The sequence below is a fragment of the Deferribacter autotrophicus genome, assembly GCF_008362905.1.
Classification (GTDB): Bacteria; Chrysiogenota; Deferribacteres; order Deferribacterales; family Deferribacteraceae; genus Deferribacter; species Deferribacter autotrophicus.
The window spans coordinates 35,956-52,309 of record NZ_VFJB01000010.1 but is presented as its reverse complement, the minus strand read 5'-3'; the positions used below and the strand labels follow the sequence as shown (position 1 = coordinate 52,309).

14 protein-coding genes and 3 tRNA genes are annotated in these 16,354 nt (G+C 33.8%); 6 read left to right on the top strand and 11 right to left on the bottom strand.

Going from position 1 to position 16,354, the window contains the following annotated elements; genetic code table 11:
• Nucleotides 1-1,158: an iron-containing alcohol dehydrogenase gene (locus FHQ18_RS12080; RefSeq protein ID WP_149267433.1), complete on the top strand. Its 1,158-nt coding sequence runs from the start codon at nucleotides 1-3 to the stop codon at nucleotides 1,156-1,158.
• 39 nt (nucleotides 1,159-1,197) lie between these two features.
• A complete protein-coding gene (locus FHQ18_RS12075; RefSeq protein ID WP_149267432.1) occupies nucleotides 1,198-2,622 on the top strand; it encodes an aldehyde dehydrogenase family protein in 1,425 nt (474 codons plus the stop codon).
• A 298-nt stretch (nucleotides 2,623-2,920) separates the two neighbouring features.
• Here FHQ18_RS12075 and FHQ18_RS12070 read toward each other — a convergent pair whose 3' ends face one another.
• Nucleotides 2,921-3,979 carry an IS5 family transposase gene (locus FHQ18_RS12070; RefSeq protein ID WP_149267431.1) on the bottom strand — a complete coding sequence of 353 codons (1,059 nt, stop codon included), beginning with the start codon at nucleotides 3,977-3,979 and terminating at the stop codon, nucleotides 2,921-2,923.
• A 446-nt stretch (nucleotides 3,980-4,425) separates the two neighbouring features.
• Here FHQ18_RS12070 and FHQ18_RS12065 point away from each other — a divergent pair, with 446 nt between their 5' ends.
• Entirely contained in the window at nucleotides 4,426-5,676 is a 1,251-nt protein-coding gene (locus FHQ18_RS12065; protein ID WP_149267430.1) for an EAL domain-containing protein, read from the top strand.
• Between the two features lie 167 nt (nucleotides 5,677-5,843).
• On the opposite strand, the gene FHQ18_RS12060 is transcribed toward FHQ18_RS12065, so the two are convergent.
• From FHQ18_RS12060 to FHQ18_RS12020, 9 genes are all read right to left on the bottom strand, one after another.
• A complete protein-coding gene (locus FHQ18_RS12060; RefSeq protein ID WP_149267429.1) occupies nucleotides 5,844-7,184 on the bottom strand; it encodes an NAD(P)/FAD-dependent oxidoreductase in 1,341 nt (446 codons plus the stop codon).
• A gap of 300 nt (nucleotides 7,185-7,484) precedes the next feature.
• Nucleotides 7,485-8,366, bottom strand: a complete 882-nt coding sequence (locus FHQ18_RS12055) for an ATP-binding protein (protein ID WP_149267428.1) — start codon at nucleotides 8,364-8,366, stop codon at nucleotides 7,485-7,487.
• Complete coding sequence (locus FHQ18_RS12050; RefSeq protein WP_149267427.1) at nucleotides 8,356-9,165, bottom strand: 2Fe-2S iron-sulfur cluster-binding protein; 810 nt, start codon at nucleotides 9,163-9,165, stop codon at nucleotides 8,356-8,358. Before FHQ18_RS12050 ends, FHQ18_RS12055 begins: the two co-directional genes overlap by 11 nt.
• Nucleotides 9,162-11,081: an NADH-quinone oxidoreductase subunit NuoF gene (locus tag FHQ18_RS12045; protein WP_149267426.1), complete on the bottom strand. Its 1,920-nt coding sequence runs from the start codon at nucleotides 11,079-11,081 to the stop codon at nucleotides 9,162-9,164. Before FHQ18_RS12045 ends, FHQ18_RS12050 begins: the two co-directional genes overlap by 4 nt.
• Complete coding sequence (locus tag FHQ18_RS12040) at nucleotides 11,078-11,569, bottom strand: NADH-quinone oxidoreductase subunit NuoE family protein (protein ID WP_149267425.1); 492 nt, start codon at nucleotides 11,567-11,569, stop codon at nucleotides 11,078-11,080. The genes FHQ18_RS12045 and FHQ18_RS12040 overlap by 4 nt, the downstream gene beginning before the upstream one ends.
• A 42-nt stretch (nucleotides 11,570-11,611) precedes the next feature.
• Nucleotides 11,612-13,492 carry an anaerobic carbon-monoxide dehydrogenase catalytic subunit gene (gene cooS / locus FHQ18_RS12035; protein ID WP_149267424.1) on the bottom strand — a complete coding sequence of 627 codons (1,881 nt, stop codon included), beginning with the start codon at nucleotides 13,490-13,492 and terminating at the stop codon, nucleotides 11,612-11,614.
• A gap of 18 nt (nucleotides 13,493-13,510) precedes the next feature.
• Nucleotides 13,511-14,119 carry a 4Fe-4S dicluster domain-containing protein gene (locus tag FHQ18_RS12030; protein WP_149267423.1) on the bottom strand — a complete coding sequence of 203 codons (609 nt, stop codon included), beginning with the start codon at nucleotides 14,117-14,119 and terminating at the stop codon, nucleotides 13,511-13,513.
• Nucleotides 14,120-14,236: 117 nt separating this feature from the next.
• Nucleotides 14,237-14,431 carry a LytTR family transcriptional regulator DNA-binding domain-containing protein gene (locus FHQ18_RS13000; RefSeq protein ID WP_425457916.1) on the bottom strand — a complete coding sequence of 65 codons (195 nt, stop codon included), beginning with the start codon at nucleotides 14,429-14,431 and terminating at the stop codon, nucleotides 14,237-14,239.
• Nucleotides 14,432-14,644: 213 nt separating this feature from the next.
• A tRNA-Ser gene (locus FHQ18_RS12020) sits at nucleotides 14,645-14,735 on the bottom strand.
• A gap of 160 nt (nucleotides 14,736-14,895) precedes the next feature.
• On the opposite strand from FHQ18_RS12020, the gene FHQ18_RS12015 reads away from it, so the two are divergent.
• The 3 genes from FHQ18_RS12015 (at nucleotide 14,896) to FHQ18_RS12005 (ending at nucleotide 15,925) form a co-directional block, all read left to right on the top strand.
• A tRNA-Ser gene (locus tag FHQ18_RS12015) sits at nucleotides 14,896-14,987 on the top strand.
• A 9-nt stretch (nucleotides 14,988-14,996) separates the two neighbouring features.
• Nucleotides 14,997-15,090 (top strand) — tRNA-Ser (locus FHQ18_RS12010).
• A 316-nt stretch (nucleotides 15,091-15,406) separates the two neighbouring features.
• The gene (locus tag FHQ18_RS12005; RefSeq protein WP_149267422.1) at nucleotides 15,407-15,925 is read left to right on the top strand and encodes a DUF2155 domain-containing protein; all 519 of its coding nucleotides are present in this window, start codon (nucleotides 15,407-15,409) and stop codon (nucleotides 15,923-15,925) included.
• 62 nt (nucleotides 15,926-15,987) lie between these two features.
• On the opposite strand, the gene FHQ18_RS12000 is transcribed toward FHQ18_RS12005, so the two are convergent.
• Nucleotides 15,988-16,320 (bottom strand): nitrous oxide-stimulated promoter family protein, encoded by a 333-nt coding sequence (locus FHQ18_RS12000; RefSeq protein WP_149267421.1) that lies wholly within the window; start codon nucleotides 16,318-16,320, stop codon nucleotides 15,988-15,990.
• Nucleotides 16,321-16,354: the final 34 nt, after the last annotated feature.

The window sequence follows — 16,354 nt, the reverse complement described above, 5'->3', positions numbered from 1 at the left end:
ATGAAAGAGTTTTCATTTCAAACTGTGAAAAATTTAATATTTGGAGTTAATTCATTAACTAAGCTTAATGATTTAGCTAGCGAGTATGGGATTAAAAAGTTTTTAATTGTGACTGACAAAGGTTTGATTGAGAATGAATTAGTTGATAATGTTGAAAAAGTTTTGATAGAGGGAGGATTAGATTATTGTATATTTTCTGAAGTGGTAGCAGATCCACCAGAAGAAATTGTATTAAGAGCTGTTGACACTGCTAAAAAAGAATCTGTTGATGGTATAATTGGTTTTGGTGGTGGTAGCTCAATGGATGTTGCTAAGCTAGTTTCATTTTTATCAATTTCTGAACAAAATTTAGAAAATATTTATGGAGTTGATAAAGCAAAAGGTGAAAGGCTTCCTTTAATTCAAATACCTACAACGGCAGGTACAGGATCAGAAGTTACGCCTATAGCAATAGTTACTACAGGTATAAACGAGAAAAAGGGTGTTGTCTCTAAAATATTATATGCTGATGTTGCCTTACTTGATCCTATTTTAACTTTGAATTTACCGCCTAAAATTACAGCGATGACTGGCATTGATGCTATGGTACATGCTATTGAATCTTATACAAGCAAATATAAAAAGAATAAAATTTCAGATGCTTTTGCTAAAGAGGCCTTGAATTTGCTTGGAACAAATATTGAAAAAGCTGTATTCACTGGAAGTGATGTTGAAGCAAGGTCAAATATGCTGTTAGGCGCAACTATAGCAGGTATTTCATTTGCAAATTCACCTGTTGCTGCTGTCCATGCGTTAGCTTATCCTATTGGTGGGCATTTTCATGTGCCTCATGGGTTAAGTAATTCATTAGTTTTACCACATGTTATGAGATTTAACTTACCTCTTGCATCAAAATATTATGCGGAATTAGCAAGGGTTACTTTCCCAAATATTGATTTTAAAGGTTCTAACGAAGAAATAGCCGAGAAATACATAGAAGAATTAGAAGGGTTGATTAAAAAATTAAATTTGCCAACTAAGTTAAGAGAAGTTGGTGTAGGTGAGTCGGATTTAGAAATGATGGCAGAAGATGCAATGAAGCAAGAAAGGTTATTGGTTAATAATCCTAGAGAATTAAAAAAAGAAGATGCATATAGCATTTATAAAGCTGCTTTTTAATAAATTAAGATAAATTTTGAAAAAAAACAGGAGGATAACATGGAAACAAAAAAATTGTTTTTTGGAGGAAAGTGGAGAGAAACAGAAAAAGTTCTTGATGTAACTAATCCTTATAATGGAGAAGTTATAGCAAGAGTTTATGAAGCAAGTAAAAAAGAGGTTGAGTTTGCTATAAATACAGCATATGCGGCAAGGGAAAAAGTTGCTTCCCTAACAGCAAAAGAAAGAGGGGAGATCCTTGAAAAAATTGCAATGCTTCTTCAGGATAGAGCAGAGGATTTTGCAAAAACAATTTCACTAGAGTCTGGTAAAGCGATCAAATTTGCAAGAGGGGAAGTGGCACGTGCTATCGAGACATTTAAATTTAGTGCTGATGTAGCAAGAAGTGATAATGGAGAAGTAGTTGCTCTTGATGCTGCGGCAAGTGGTAAAAACAGGTTTGGATATTATAAGAGGCATCCTATTGGGGTTGTGGGTGCTATTACTCCATTTAATTTTCCACTGAACCTTGTTGCTCATAAAGTAGGCCCTGGTATTGCTGCTGGTTGCCCTGTTGTTTTGAAACCTGCCTCATCTACGCCAATTACAGCAATCAAGCTTGTGGAAGTGATTCTTGAAGCAGGATTTCCTGCAGAAGGGATAAATATTGTCGTTGGTTCTGGTTCAACGGTGGGTAATGCTTTAGTTGAATCAGATAAAGTGGCTAAAATTACATTTACAGGTTCTCCTGAAGTGGGACTACAGATAAAGGCAAAATCAGGGACTAAGAGAGTTACATTAGAGCTTGGAAATAATGGGCCTGTAATTGTTCATAAAGATGCTGATATTGCAAAAGCTTTGCCCACATGTGTGGTTGGCGGGTTTGCAAATTCTGGTCAGGTGTGTATAAGTGTGCAGAGGATTTATATCCATGAGAGTATTTATGATGAATTTAAAGATATGTATGTAAAAAGTCTGGAAGGGATGGGAGTAGGTGACCAGTTGAAAGATGATGTTGTAGTTGGCCCTATGATAGATTTAAAAGAGGCTGAAAGGGTTGAACAGTGGGTGAATGAAGCTGTTAGCCAGGGGGCCAAAATACTTGTAGGTGGAAAGAGAAAAGGCAGTATTTATTATCCTACAGTGCTTGAAAATTGCACAAGCGATATGAAGGTGGTTAAGGATGAAGTCTTTGCACCTGTAGTAAGTTTGTTTAAATATAATAATTTAGATGAGGCAATCAGGCTTGTTAATGATACAAAATACGGGTTGCAGGTGGGTGTGTTTACTCAGGATATAAATACTGCTTTTTATCTGATTAATAGGCTTGACTTTGGTGGTGTAATAGTGAATGACGTTCCAACATTCAGGGTTGACAATATGCCTTATGGCGGTGTTAAGCTTTCAGGCCTTGGCCGTGAGGGTGTGAAATACGCTGTAGATGAAATGACAGAAGTTAGGATGGTGGTATTCAATTTAAGCTAAAAGGGGGAAATCCCCCTTTGTTATTTGATAATATAGAATAAAAATTATATTATAAAAAAACAAGTTATTTAACAAATTGTTTAATAGTAAATTATGCTATGCAACGAAATTTTTATTTAGTACAATAAATCTTAAGGACATTGCACAGCAAGGATATTTTTAAAATTTCAGTTTTTTTTGATTTTTTTATCACCTAAAATTTAAAAAAAATTCATTCTTACAGCCAATTTTCGTTATTAAAAACCATATTTACGCCCAAAATCTCCGATTTTGGACGCAATTCCACTGTCAAAACCTCCTAAAAACATAATCTCAACGCCTTAACAACATTAAAACATAGCGATTTCATTAAAAATTCATACAATACTTTGCGAAGCCCCCTGTACCTAAATCTACCCAATCCATAATTCGTTTTCAATGTCCCAAAACTTCTCTCTATCTTGTAACGAAATTTGCGACACAGCCTGTTCAATTCTTCCTGCAATTCCGTCAATCCGCCTCCTTTAACTCTCTTATGCATTATTAAATCTTCTATAGCATTTGCTCGTAAAAAAGCACGATTAGCTCTGCTACTATAACCCTTATCCGCAAATAATCTCTCTATATTTAACCCGTTACTCTTTAAATCATTTACCAAATATCTCAAATATCTAGATTCATGAACGTTAGCGCCAGTAATTCCTACTGATAATACAAATCCGTGAGCACTGTCCACTGCTACATGTGCCTTGTAACCATAATAAGACTTTTTACCCTTTTTCAACCAATTAGCATCCTCTTCTAATGGATATTTTATCTCTACATCTGTATTAGAAATATCTGTATCCGTATCTGAATGCTCATCCTCTGAAAATTCTTGATCTTTTATTTCTATATGCTTATCAGGACGGCTTTTTGCTTCCACAACTGTAGCATCTACTATCACACCCTTCTCCAATATAAAGCCATGCTTCTTTAATTGACGGTTTATCTCTTTGAATAATTTCTTATCCAAATTAAGTTTAGATAATCTCTGTCTAAAACGGCATATCGTAGAATGATCTGGAACTTCATCTTCCATCGATAAACCCACAAAGTCCATAAAACTCAATCGGTCGTGCAAACACTCTTCTATCTCGTAATCACTTAAATTATACAAATTCTGCAAAAACAGTATCTTGAACAGTAATAATGGAGGATAGGCGGAATGACCACTCGCATTCTTTGTGTATTTATAATGCTTGCGTAATATCTTATCTATCCTTGAAAAATCTATGAGTTCTTTTATCAATCTTAGTCTGTTCTTCTTTTGTTTTGACAATTTATCCTGAGTTGCTAAATCGGCTACTGTTAGACCCATTATCTTTCTTTCAGGCATTTCTCCCCCCCTTATTCTTTAAAAATCAATGCTATTTTAGTGAATATTACAAAGAATATCAATTGGTTATTAAAATTTACTGTGCAACATCCTTTATTTGTATAAGAAATCTGAAGAGTTAAATATTTAGTGTAACTTTAATTGTGTCTGTTGTTTAGATAAAAAGAACCTCCTGTGAGCCCTTAAGAAAAATACGGGAGGTTCTAAAATGGAAAAACACTCTATAAGTATTTTATAGTTGTTAGTCATATTGATTAATGATTATACAAATTAAGTCAAAAAATAATCATTTGATTAAAGTTATAATCTATTAGAAGGTTCTAGTTGTTAGCCATATGTCAGCCATAAAATACATTTTTTTTATATTAATTGGCTATTTTTATTGTGGCATTTTATTTGCATTAACTAAACTTGATATTAAAAATAATTTTATGGGAAAATAATCCATGATTAATAGTAGTTATTCTGAGGTAATTGAGGTTATTGAGCAAGAAAATATAATTACTGTATTTCAACCAATAATCAACATTAAAGAAAAGAAAATTGTGGGTGTTGAGGCATTAAGCCGGGGTATAGAGCCAGGGACAGGGAAGATTATTTCTCCAATGAAATTATTTAATGAAGCAAAAGTGTTGGGAAAAAGTTTAGAAATAGACAGAATATGCAGGAAAAAAGCCATCGAAAGTTTTATTAGGTTACAGCATATCAGTAATTATATCCTTTTTATGAACATTGATTCTTCTATTCTCGATAGACCTAATATTATCCCAGGATGGACAAAAAGGCTAGCTGAAAGTGCTGGTATTGCATTTAATTCTATTGCTATAGAAATTGTGGAAACTAGGATCAGATCTATTGAAAAACTGATTAAATTTGTTGAGGATTGTAAAAATAACGGGTTTCTAATTGTTTTGGATGATTTTGGTGCAAATCATTCGAACTTGGATAGAATAGTACAGGTAAAACCAGATATCATTAAAATTGACAAAGAGTTGGTTAAGCGAGTTGACAAGGATTATTTCAAACAATCCATTATAAATTCTATAATACACTTGTCCAACAAAATAGGAGCAATAACGCTAGCTGAAGGAATTGAGACTGAAGAAGAAGTTATAAAATGTTACGAGATGGGAATTAGCCATTTTCAGGGATATTATTTTTCAGAACCAACAAACGATGTAAATAACTTTGAAGAACATTGCTTAAAAAAAATCGAAAAAACGGTTAACTCCATAAATTTATACTTACAAGAGAAACTTTTCAAAAATCAGCAAAATAAACAAAAATATTTAGCAATGTTAGAAAAGATATTGCTTAAACTAAAAAAAGCAAAACCAGAGAATTTTAATCAAGAAATAGCTAATATCCAAAAGGGCCTTGAGGATGTAGAATGTATATATATTTTGAATATGGATGGTATACAGATCAGCATAACAACTTATGATTCTAACGAAATACCTCAAAGAAAGCATAAAATATTTCAGCCAGCAAAAATTGGTACTGACCATTCATTGAAAGAATATTACTACTATTTAAAAAAGTTGGGATTACCATTTTATTTTTCAGATGAATATATTTCTCACGCAACTGGGAATTTATGCAGAACGCTTTCGGTGGTTTTTAAAAATAAAAATTCTAAGCATTACATACTTTGTGTAGATTTTATTGTTCAAGAATTCAAAAAAGCATCAACATAGATATGTACAAAAACATTAAGCATTTTTTATTCAACAAACAACTCTTTCCTAATTCTTAAAATTTAAAAAGATTTTAAGAAGATTCTGAGAAAAATAATTATACCATTATGGAGGTAACCATTAATAATTGTGTGATTTAAAGGGGAGGGGACCCCCTCCTCTTTTTGTTAAGCATTTTTTTCAAAATAATTCATTAGTTTTTCTGCTGCCATTGTAATGGCGTTGTTAGCAGGGAAAAATGTTTGGAAAGGTTGAGCACAGTAGCTAAAATTAAAAAGGTCATATACTGTATTTTTATTTTGTATTGCTAGTGAGATTGTATCTATTCTGCCAGGAACACCTTCTCCGGCAACCACTTGACCACCAATAATCTTTTTAGTTTTTTTATCAGCTATAAGTTTTACGTATACTTTTTTAGCACCTGGGATTATAGGAAATCTTGTTGTAGTTTCTCCCACAGCTGAGACAATTTCAAAACCACGTTGTTTAGCTACTTCTTCAGTAAAACCGGTACCACCCATTCTCCATTTAATTGCCTTAGTGATGGCTCCATTTATAAATCCTTGATATTTGTAATTTCTTCCTAAAATATTGTATGCAGCAATTTTGCCCATTGGAACCGCATTTGTGGCGAGTTTTCCTCCTATCGGTTTTTTATCGATAAAAGAGATGAATGATGCTACATCTCCTACGGCATATACATCTTCTATGTTAGTTCTCATGTGGGCATCTACAACTATACCAGAGTTATCAATATTTAAATTTGTATCTTTAAAAATTTCTACATTTGCCTTTACGCCCACTGCAAAAATTACTAGATCATGTTCACCCAAATTTATTGTTTCACCAGTGGAAAGTATTACTTTTTCAACATATTTTTGACCTTCAAGGGCCTCCACCTTTGTATTTAGAAGCAAATTTATCCCTTTTTCTCGGATGTCTTCTTCTGGATATTTTGAAAAATCTTTATCTAGCAAATTTGGTAAAACTCTATTTTGCATTTCAATAAGGTATGTTTCCAAACCCCTTTCTTTCATAGCAACAGCCATTTCAATACCGATATTTCCAGCTCCCACAACTACTGCTTTTTTTGCTCCTGATTCTAAATATTTTAAAATGTTTTCTAAATCATTTTCGGTTTTTACTGTTGCTATATTACAAAGGTCATGACCAGGGATTGGGGGTACAAATGGATTTGCACCTGTTGCAATAATTAATTTGTCATAGTTAAAGTTTCCACTTTTTTCGGTATGGATAGTCTTAGTATCAAAATCTACTTTGGTTGCTTTGTCTTTGATGAGTTTTGCTCCAACACCTGTAACTAATTCATCACTTTTTCTAATTTTTTCCCTTTCAACAAGATTTTCTATCACATATGGAAGAGCACAATAAATTACACTGTATGGTTCAGGTCTAATCACTGTCACATCAATGTCAGGATTATGCATTTTAATTGTTCTTGTTGCTTGAATACCTCCAGGTCCTCCGCCAATAACCACTACTTTCATAACAACCTCCTTATTGTTGCTTTTTCAGAAGAAGATAGCAAATAATGAACATATGTCAATAAAAAGTTTGGAAATACAGAAAGGATGGGATTCTAACCATAATTTTAAGTATATTTATAATTGCATTTAATTATAAATAAGTTGAGTTATCTAGTAGATTAAGACTACGTTAAAATAATATGGTAATGAATCTTATCACAATTCTAACACAACACTCTGAAGCCAAAATTTTTATTAAAACACTAATAAAAAGCACCAGAAAATTATTGGTTTTAAAAACAATTATACGAGTAATACAAATTAGTTTATATTATTTCTTTGTAGTGTAGTTTTTAGTTTTTGTAATGTTATTATATATTCGTCATTTACATCTATAACTGGTGTAACAAACGGCTCATTGTCCAGTATATAATCACTGTGTTTTCCGAAAAACACCTCTTTAAATAGACCGTTACAGCTTTGTAAATATTCATTGGCTTTTTCAATGTCTCTTTCTTTCCTAATTTTGTTTACTAACAGATATATGTTTGGGATTCCAATTTGTTGAGCCAACTTAGCTGTATGTTTGGCAACCTCAATTGCATTGAAAGTATAGTCCGTTACAACAACACAATGTCTAAAACCCTTTGCCAAAGCTCTGCCGAAATGTTCAACCCCGGCTTGAGTATCCATAATAATTATTTCATTTTTCCTTAAAGAGATGTATCTTATAACAGCATCGAGCAAGGCATTTTCGGGACAAAGACAGCCTGTTGCAGCCTGAACTACCGTCCCCATAACAAACACGCTGATTTTATCATTTACCTTTACTCCGAATTTTTCCACCACATCTTTAACATCAGGGGTAAGACTTAAAAACAATCCCCATGATGTACCAGGTCTTGCACCTGTTTTTTCCTCTATATAGTCAAGGTTATGTGATAAAGGTATAATTTTGCTCGCCTTTTTTTCATCCAATCCCAATGAGTATGGTAAATTCATCTGAGGGTCTTCATCTATTGCCAACACATTGTATCCATCCTTTGCAAACAAATGCGATAAAATAGCCGAAGTAGTTGTTTTTCCAACACCACCTTTACCTGTAACAACAATTTTAAACTCTAGATTTTCATTATCATTATTGGTTTTTTCCTTTAACTTTTTTGCTACGCTAAATAATTTTTCTTTTTCCTTACTTGACATATTGTTCCACCTTTTTCTCACTTATTAATGTTACTTTTTTCGTTATAAGTTTTTTTCTACAATCCGGACATAAATTCTTTAATACTTCATCTTCATAGAAAAATTTAGAATCCATTTTTTTTCTTATTGGCTCAGGCACAGAAAACTTACCACATCCTATACATTTTTCCATTTTAACGGTTGTATTACTCCAAGATGATAGTATCCTTGTATCTCCTTTATCCGTTATAGTTATGGCATCAGTAGGGCATACTTCTAGACATGCTTTACATCCCATACATATTTCGCTGGATTCGAAATACGGCGTATTAACTTTTGTTTTGTAACCTCTATTTATAAAATTTATTACACCTCTTCCAATTAACTCATTACATGTTCTAACACATAGACCGCAGAGAATACATTTATTATCCAAAGGATCTTTTTTTTCTATTTTTCTTTTAAATCTAGTATTCTTAACGCCATATTTATTTGCTAATTCACGAATTTTCTCAGAGTTTGGGGCTTGAGCTAAATATAGTTCTATAAGTATCTTACGGTGTTTGATTATTTCCTGAGTATCTGTTTCTACTTTTAAATCTTTTGTGCAAGCAAGCGAACAAGAAGTAGTAATACCTTTTTGCTCTCCTGCTATCACTTCAACAATACACATACGGCATGATCCATAAGCGCCGAGAGCTTCTTCATAACATAAGGAAGGTACATATATACCGTTTCTTCTTGCTACTGATAAAAGCATTTCTCCATTTTTCGCCTCATATTTCCTACCGTTTATGTAGATATTCACATATTCAGTCATTTCTCACCGCCTATAGCTTCAGATAATTTTTTAACTGAATTAAATTTACATACGTCATAACATATTCCACATTTTACACATACATTTTGACTAATGATGTGAGGCTTGCCTTTTTCTCCGTTGATGGCATTTACGGGACATCTTTTCGCACAAATGGTACATCCCGTACATTCATCTTTGGCTATTACATACCGAATCAAATCTTTACATACTCTAGCAAAACAGCGTTTATGTTTCACATGCTCTTCATACTCTTTATAAAAATACTTCAATGTAGTTAAAACAGGATTTGAGGCGGTTTTTCCTAGACCGCAAAGAGATGTTACTTTTACAGTTTGAGCAAGTTCTTTCAATGTATCAATATCTTCAAATGTCGCTTTTCCTTTTGTAATATCATCCAATATATCATGCATATGTTTTAATCCTTCTCTGCAAGATACACATTTACCGCATGATTCATCTATAGAGAAATCAAGAAAGTATTTTGCTGTATCTACCATACAAGTATCATCATCCATCACTACTATTCCACCGGAACCCATAATAGATCCTACCGCAGCAAGATGTTCATAATCTATCGGAGTATTAAACAAATTTTCAGGGATACATCCGCCTGAGGGACCTCCCGTCTGAACTGCCTTAATTTTCCCGTTGTTAACGCCATCATTTCCTATATAATTAACTATCCTATCAATAGTGGTTCCTAACTCCACTTCAACTAAACCAACGTTCTTAACTTTTCCAACAAGAGAAAATACTTTTGTACCAGGACTTTTTTGGGTCCCAAGTTTGGAAAACCAATCACCACCCTTTGCTATTATTACGGGGACATTACTCCATGTTTCAACGTTGTTAATATTTGTCGGTTTACCCCATAACCCTTTTTGAGCAGGATACGGTGGTTTTAATCTCGGTCTTCCTATTTCCCCTTCCACAGAAGCTATTAAAGCTGTTTCTTCACCACATACAAAAGCACCTGCTCCTTCTGTTACTATTATGTCAAAATTAAAGTTACTTCCCAATATCTTTTCTCCCAATAATCCGTACTTCTTGGCGTCATTTATAGCCTTTTTAAACCTTTCTACAGCCAGAGGATATTCGGCTCTTATATAAATTATACCTTCGGTTGCCCCTGTCGCATAGGCTCCTATTATCATTCCCTCAATTATCATATGTGGATCAGATTCCATTTCATTTCGATTCATATAAGCACCCGGATCACCTTCATCCGCATTGCATATAACATATTTGACATCACTTTGTTCTTTCTTTGCAAATTCCCATTTCAATCCGGTTGGAAATCCTGCTCCTCCTCTACCTCTTAATCCGGATTTTTTTACTTCTTCAATTATCTCATCAGGAGTCATACTTTTTATAACTTTATAAAGGGATCTGTATCCGCCCACAGCAATATATTCATCGATATCTTCGGGATTTATAATTCCAGAATTTCTTAACACGACTCTTTTAGTAGGTTTAAAAAATTTTATTTCATTCCATTTAGGTATATTTTCATAACCGTCACCATAATGTATTTTGGATGTTACGTGATCCCAATCATCTATTTTAAAGAAAGCCTTATGAAACTCGTATGTTTCATTTTCTATTTTTTGCAATATATCATCCACATCATTAGGTGTTACTCTATGTAGCACTACTATACTTTTGCCCGGCATCTTTATATTTACAAGAGGTTCTTCTCCGCAAAAACCTATACAACCTGTCTTACATAGTTCTAAGTTATTAAGTTTTCTTTCATATATTTTCTCTTTAAAGGTTTTAAAAACATCATCCCCTCCTACCGAAATACCGCATGTCGCAAATCCTACACTTATGCGTACTTTGTTATCGGGATTTAATTTTTTTAAACCTTTTCTGGCTATATTTTCCAAATCCTCCAATGACGTAATTTTCATTTTTTACTCCAGCCATACTCTTTAAGTATTTTTGGTAGATTCTGGATTGTTACATAGCCATACATTTTATCATCCACCTTTATGACAGGTGCCATAGAGCAACAACCAAAACAACGAGCCGCATTTAGGGAAAAACATCCATCATGAGTGGTTAAAAAAAACTTCGAATCCTCTGTAGATTCTTCTTTGGTTATACCAAGCAGGTATTCCAGCGATTTAAGTATCTCGGCAGCACCTTTCACATGACATGCAGTACCCGTACAAACGCTTATAATGTGTTCACCTACGGGATTTAAATTAAAAAACGAATAAAACGTTGCCACACTATACAATTGAGAAAAAGGTACATTGATTTTTTTTGAAACATAAATCAATGCATCTTTAGATAAATACTTATTGATATTTTGTATTTCTTCCAAAATACCTAACACCATACCTGATGGATTTTTATACTTTTCGATAATTTCATCTATGGTTTTTGCATCCATTGTTTACCTCTTAAAATTTAAAGGGAGGGGACTGCCCTTCCTTTAAATTCCCAAAGCTTTTCTCTTTTTCTCTATATACTCGGTTAAAGTTTTGGCTGCTTTTACCGGATCCGGTTCGACATAAAATGCTCCACCCACAATATCAAAAGCATTTTCTGTCAATACTTTTACAACTTCTTGACTGCCAAGAACCGGAGGTGTAGTACCCAAATGGGTGAATATTCCTGAAGCAACAAAATATGTCCCTATGGAAACTGCTTTTTCCGTCATTGCTTCAGTAGCAGAACCTGCAAGAGGTAAATCCGAAATATCAACCCCTAAATCTCTTGCCATCAAATCTGCAAGTACAAGCATCCTTGAACAATCAACACACGAGCCCATATTTAAAGCCGGTGGAATACCAAGTGATTCGCAAATAGTTCTTAATCCATCGCCAGCATTTTTCGCATACTCAGGTAAGAATATACCGTATTCCGCACATGCTGTTGCCCAACAGCCGGTTCCAATGATGAGAATATCGTTTTTTATAAGCTCATTGGTGAGAGTAATATGATTATAATTATGTTTTACCTTAACATTATTGCAGCCAACTATACCAACTATTCCTCTAATTGTACCGGATTTTATTGCATCCTCTAGTGGTTGTAAGCTGCCACCTAATGCTTCAAGAGTAGCTTCAACGGAAAAACCACCTATTGCTTCACTTTTGCCTTTTGGAATCTGAACTTTGTTTTTTTCTCTATTTGAAAAATTTTCAACGGCTGTTCTAACTATTTCTTTTGCTATTTCGTCTGCTTTTCTTTCATCAAATTTGATATGGGTAGCACCAGGAAAAGTAGCCAACGAGCTTGTATCAATAATTTTTGTATGGAAGCATCTTGCCACATCTACTAAAGAAGGCATTATACATTGCACATCAACTACCATTGCCTCAACTGCACCTGTAACTATAGCTAATTCCTGTTGTAAGTAATTACCAGCTATGGGAGTGCCATGTCTTACCAAAAGTTCAAGACCTGTACAGCACATTCCAACTGCATTTATACCTTTGGCGCCATATTTTTTTGCAAGCTCTATAAGCTCTGGATCTTGTGCAGCCTCAATTATTTTTTCTGAAAGAACAGGCTCATGTCCATGTACAACAATATTAACATAATCTTCTTTAAGAACGCCTAAATTTGCTTCTCTTTTTCCTATTTGCGGTGTTCCAAAAAGTATATCCTGAAATTCAGTGGCTATTAAAGATCCGCCCCATCCATCTCCAAGAGAAGCTTTTATACCTTGAGCGATTAAAGAAACGGTGTCATGATCAACTCCCATAGTTGTTCTGTGCATTATCTCTACTACTTCTCTGTCAATATTTCTTGGTGCAACTCCAGCATCTTTCCATGTTTGCTTCCTTTTATCATTTGCATAGGCATCAGCAAAATTTATGATACTATCATCTTGTTTCCCAAAGTCTTCGAATGCTTTTTTTATTACATCTTTTGCAATTTCTTTGATTTCCCTATTATCCACGGCTATACCAAGCTTTTTAGCAACGGATTTTAATTTCTTTTCGTCTTTTATAGGATAGGGTGCACCATGTTCAATCGCTTCGTACATCGCTATGACAACATGTCTACCGTGATCTGAATGAGCCGCAGCGCCCGCAGCTATCATTCTCGCTAAATTTCTTGCTACTATGGTATCTGCGGTTGCTCCACATACCCCTTTCTTAGGTCCATCACCAAAAGGATCTATTCTACAAGGTCCCTGAAAACAATTTTTACAACATATACCCAGCTGACCGTAACCGCATTGTGGCTGTTGAGCTTCCAACCTATCCCATATAGTTTCAATATTTTCTTTTTCTGCTTTTTTTATCATTTCTTGAGTTGCCTGATCTATAGATTTATCTTCAGGTTTCCAATTTTTAGGCATTTTTACCTCCTTATTTGATTAATTTTTGTTTGAGTGGGCTTCATGCTTTAACATGCTTCGCCACAATTTAATATTTTCTGGTAATTCAAATTCCTCTGCTTCATCCGGAGATTTTGTAACTGTTTTAGTAATATTTTTCCGTTTTTTGCCGATTAAATTATTTATTTCTCCAAATACCAAAGCATTTGTTTTGCATGCTTCAACACATGCAGGTTCTTTACCTTCTTCCACTCTCTCAATACAATTGTCACATTTTAGATTAACACTCCTGTTAGTCATTACATTTGGTGTCTTATCAAATGTGATTATTCCAAAAGGACAAGCTATGGCACACATGCCACATGTTATACATTTACTATATTCCACCAAAACAAATTCGGTACTTTCATCTCTTACAATAGCATTTGTAGGACAAATTTCTATGCAAGGAGCAGGATTACAGTGTCTGCATTTGTTTGGAAATGTTAGAAGATCTTCACCAACTTCTACATGAATTCTAGGTTTTGAAATAATTTTCTCTGAAAACATGCTAAACAGACTTTTTGTTTGAGAATGTGCAATAGCACACGATAGTTCACAATGTTTACAACCAATGCACCTTTCCGGAAAAATAAGTACGGCTTTCATTTAGCACCCCCTTATTTAAACATTTAAACATATTAAAACATAGTTTGTCAATTGAATGATACCTGGGTGATTACATGTATTAACAGGTTGAAAAAGGATAATTAGTGGTAAAATACTCTAACGAATGGACAAATTACCCTTTAATTTTGTTTTATTACGCCTACTTAATGGAATAATAAAGGTCTTTTTAGGTGTTTTAAGAATTAATTGACATTTATTTCCTTCACATTCCATTTCACTTAAATATTGTAAATTTATAAGATAACTTTTGTGAGTTCTAAAGAAACCTATAGATTTCAAACTATTTTTTATATCAGATATGCCTATATTGGAAAAATGTTTATTACCTTAATCTACCATATTTTTCTTATCGTTTCTTATTCAGTGCTGTCATAAAGTAATTGCTGTTTTCAATTTTCTTACGTTTTTATCTTTCAGCCATTTCTAAAATCACAAGAAGAAGGAGAGGGTGGGGCGAACAGTTTCTTATATGTTATTGATTGATAAAGAATATTATAAAGAATACGGAGAGGGCGGGATTTGAACCCGCGGTCCGACAAAGGTCGGACACCTGATTTCGAGTCAGGCCCGATAAGCCAGGCTCCGGCACCTCTCCATATATAAATCTTTATAATAAATTATAACAAATTGTAAATAAACTATTTCTTTTCAATAAAATTTTCTTTATAATAAAGTGATTTTTACAAAAAAATAATTTTCAAAAATAAAATTGTTGAAAAATTTTTTTTGTTGTATTATATAATGACTCGCTCTTCGGAGGGGTGGCCGAGTCTGGCTTAAGGCGGCGGTCTTGAAAACCGCTGTGGGTTGACGCCCACCGTGGGTTCGAATCCTACCCCCTCCGCCATTTTTTTATGGAGAGGTGGCCGAGTCGGTCGAAGGCGCTCGCCTGCTAAGCGAGTGTACCCCTAAAAAGGGTACCGCGGGTTCGAATCCCGCCCTCTCCGCCATCTATAAAATTCCACATTTTAGTTTTCAGGGACGAATCAGAGAAAGTTTTCAAAAATATTTAATCGATTTTTTTAATCCAAAATTATCTAGCATCACCTAACTTTTTGTTAACTAGGAAATTATTTTTTATCCATACAACCTTTATAACTCCTACTATCCTTACGACCTTTACAACTTATTTGCAAAAACTGTGATGATGCCTAGTTCAAAAAACACTTGATTTAAATAATTTTTATAACTATACATATCAAAAATAATATTGCGGTGAGGGGTTGAATTTACCCTTTTCGTGTTCGATTATTTCAGGAGGTAATGATGAAAAAACTTTTGTTTATTTTTTTAGCAATTGCAATTGCGTGTTCACAAAACACAATGAAAGATGAAGGAGAAAGTAAGACTGATATACATGCTAAACCAGTTCAGCAAGAAACAACCGTAAAGGCTGAAAGTCCTCATGAAACAGAACAAAAAGTAGAGAAAAGAATTGTTGTTCCAGATGAAGTAGCAAAGAAATTTAAAAGTGTAATTATCGCTGTTAAAGATAATCAAGAAAAAAAGGATATCGACACTGAAATAATTATTGGGCAAACTTCTGAAGTATCAGGAACCCCTCTATCAATTCAAGTGGAAGCGTTTTTACCTGACTTTGTTATGGATGAAAGTGGCGTAATGACATCTAAAAGTGCTGAAGAAAATAATCCGGCTGTTAAAGTGAAAATTTATAAAGATAAACAGCTTGTTTTTGATGGTTGGGTTTTTGGTAAGTTTCCTACAATGCATGCTTTTACTGATGATAGGTATTCTATAGTTTATAAAAGTGCTCTAAAAAAATAAGGAATAGTTGTTATATCAATAAAAAAAAGCCCCTCTTTTGAGGGGCTTTTTTTGTATTTTCATCAGAAGAAATAATGAAATACCCAATCAAGTCTGCCTCTTTTTAGGAAATAAATTCCACTAAATTTCATGACTTCTTTGATTTTTGCTCTGTATTCGGGTTTATAACAGTGAATAGTGCAATGTTTACATTGAGGTTTAGGATCTAAAGGACATTTTTCATTTCTTTTTAAAGCATAATGTAGAAGGTCGTAACAATCTTCACAATATCCTTCTTTGTACTCTTTTACACCGTTTTTTAAGTGATTTTTCTTACAATAGACCTTTATAAATTTTTTTAGAACTTTTGCGTCTTTTTTTATCCTTTTTTCTTTGCTTAGTGTTCTTTTAAACATTTAAAATTCTGCCTCCAGTTAACAGTTAAATTTA

What these genes read in the sequence shown, in the direction of transcription:
- FHQ18_RS12005 (WP_149267422.1), top strand. Translation starts at nt 15,407, where the DNA reads ATGAAAAAACTTTTGTTTATTTTTTTAGCAATTGCAATTGCGTGTTCA.
- FHQ18_RS12060 (WP_149267429.1), bottom strand. Translation starts at nt 7,184, where the DNA reads ATGAAAGTAGTGGTTATTGGCGGAGGACCTGGAGGTATTCAAGCAACA.
- FHQ18_RS12070 (WP_149267431.1), bottom strand. Translation starts at nt 3,979, where the DNA reads ATGCCTGAAAGAAAGATAATGGGTCTAACAGTAGCCGATTTAGCAACT.
- FHQ18_RS12055 (WP_149267428.1), bottom strand. Translation starts at nt 8,366, where the DNA reads ATGTCAAGTAAGGAAAAAGAAAAATTATTTAGCGTAGCAAAAAAGTTA.
- FHQ18_RS12045 (WP_149267426.1), bottom strand. Translation starts at nt 11,081, where the DNA reads ATGAAAATTACGTCATTGGAGGATTTGGAAAATATAGCCAGAAAAGGT.
- FHQ18_RS12075 (WP_149267432.1), top strand. Translation starts at nt 1,198, where the DNA reads ATGGAAACAAAAAAATTGTTTTTTGGAGGAAAGTGGAGAGAAACAGAA.
- FHQ18_RS12000 (WP_149267421.1), bottom strand. Translation starts at nt 16,320, where the DNA reads ATGTTTAAAAGAACACTAAGCAAAGAAAAAAGGATAAAAAAAGACGCA.
- FHQ18_RS12040 (WP_149267425.1), bottom strand. Translation starts at nt 11,569, where the DNA reads ATGGATGCAAAAACCATAGATGAAATTATCGAAAAGTATAAAAATCCA.
- FHQ18_RS12050 (WP_149267427.1), bottom strand. Translation starts at nt 9,165, where the DNA reads ATGACTGAATATGTGAATATCTACATAAACGGTAGGAAATATGAGGCG.
- FHQ18_RS12080 (WP_149267433.1), top strand. Translation starts at nt 1, where the DNA reads ATGAAAGAGTTTTCATTTCAAACTGTGAAAAATTTAATATTTGGAGTT.
- cooS (WP_149267424.1), bottom strand. Translation starts at nt 13,492, where the DNA reads ATGCCTAAAAATTGGAAACCTGAAGATAAATCTATAGATCAGGCAACT.
- FHQ18_RS12065 (WP_149267430.1), top strand. Translation starts at nt 4,426, where the DNA reads ATGATTAATAGTAGTTATTCTGAGGTAATTGAGGTTATTGAGCAAGAA.
- FHQ18_RS12030 (WP_149267423.1), bottom strand. Translation starts at nt 14,119, where the DNA reads ATGAAAGCCGTACTTATTTTTCCGGAAAGGTGCATTGGTTGTAAACAT.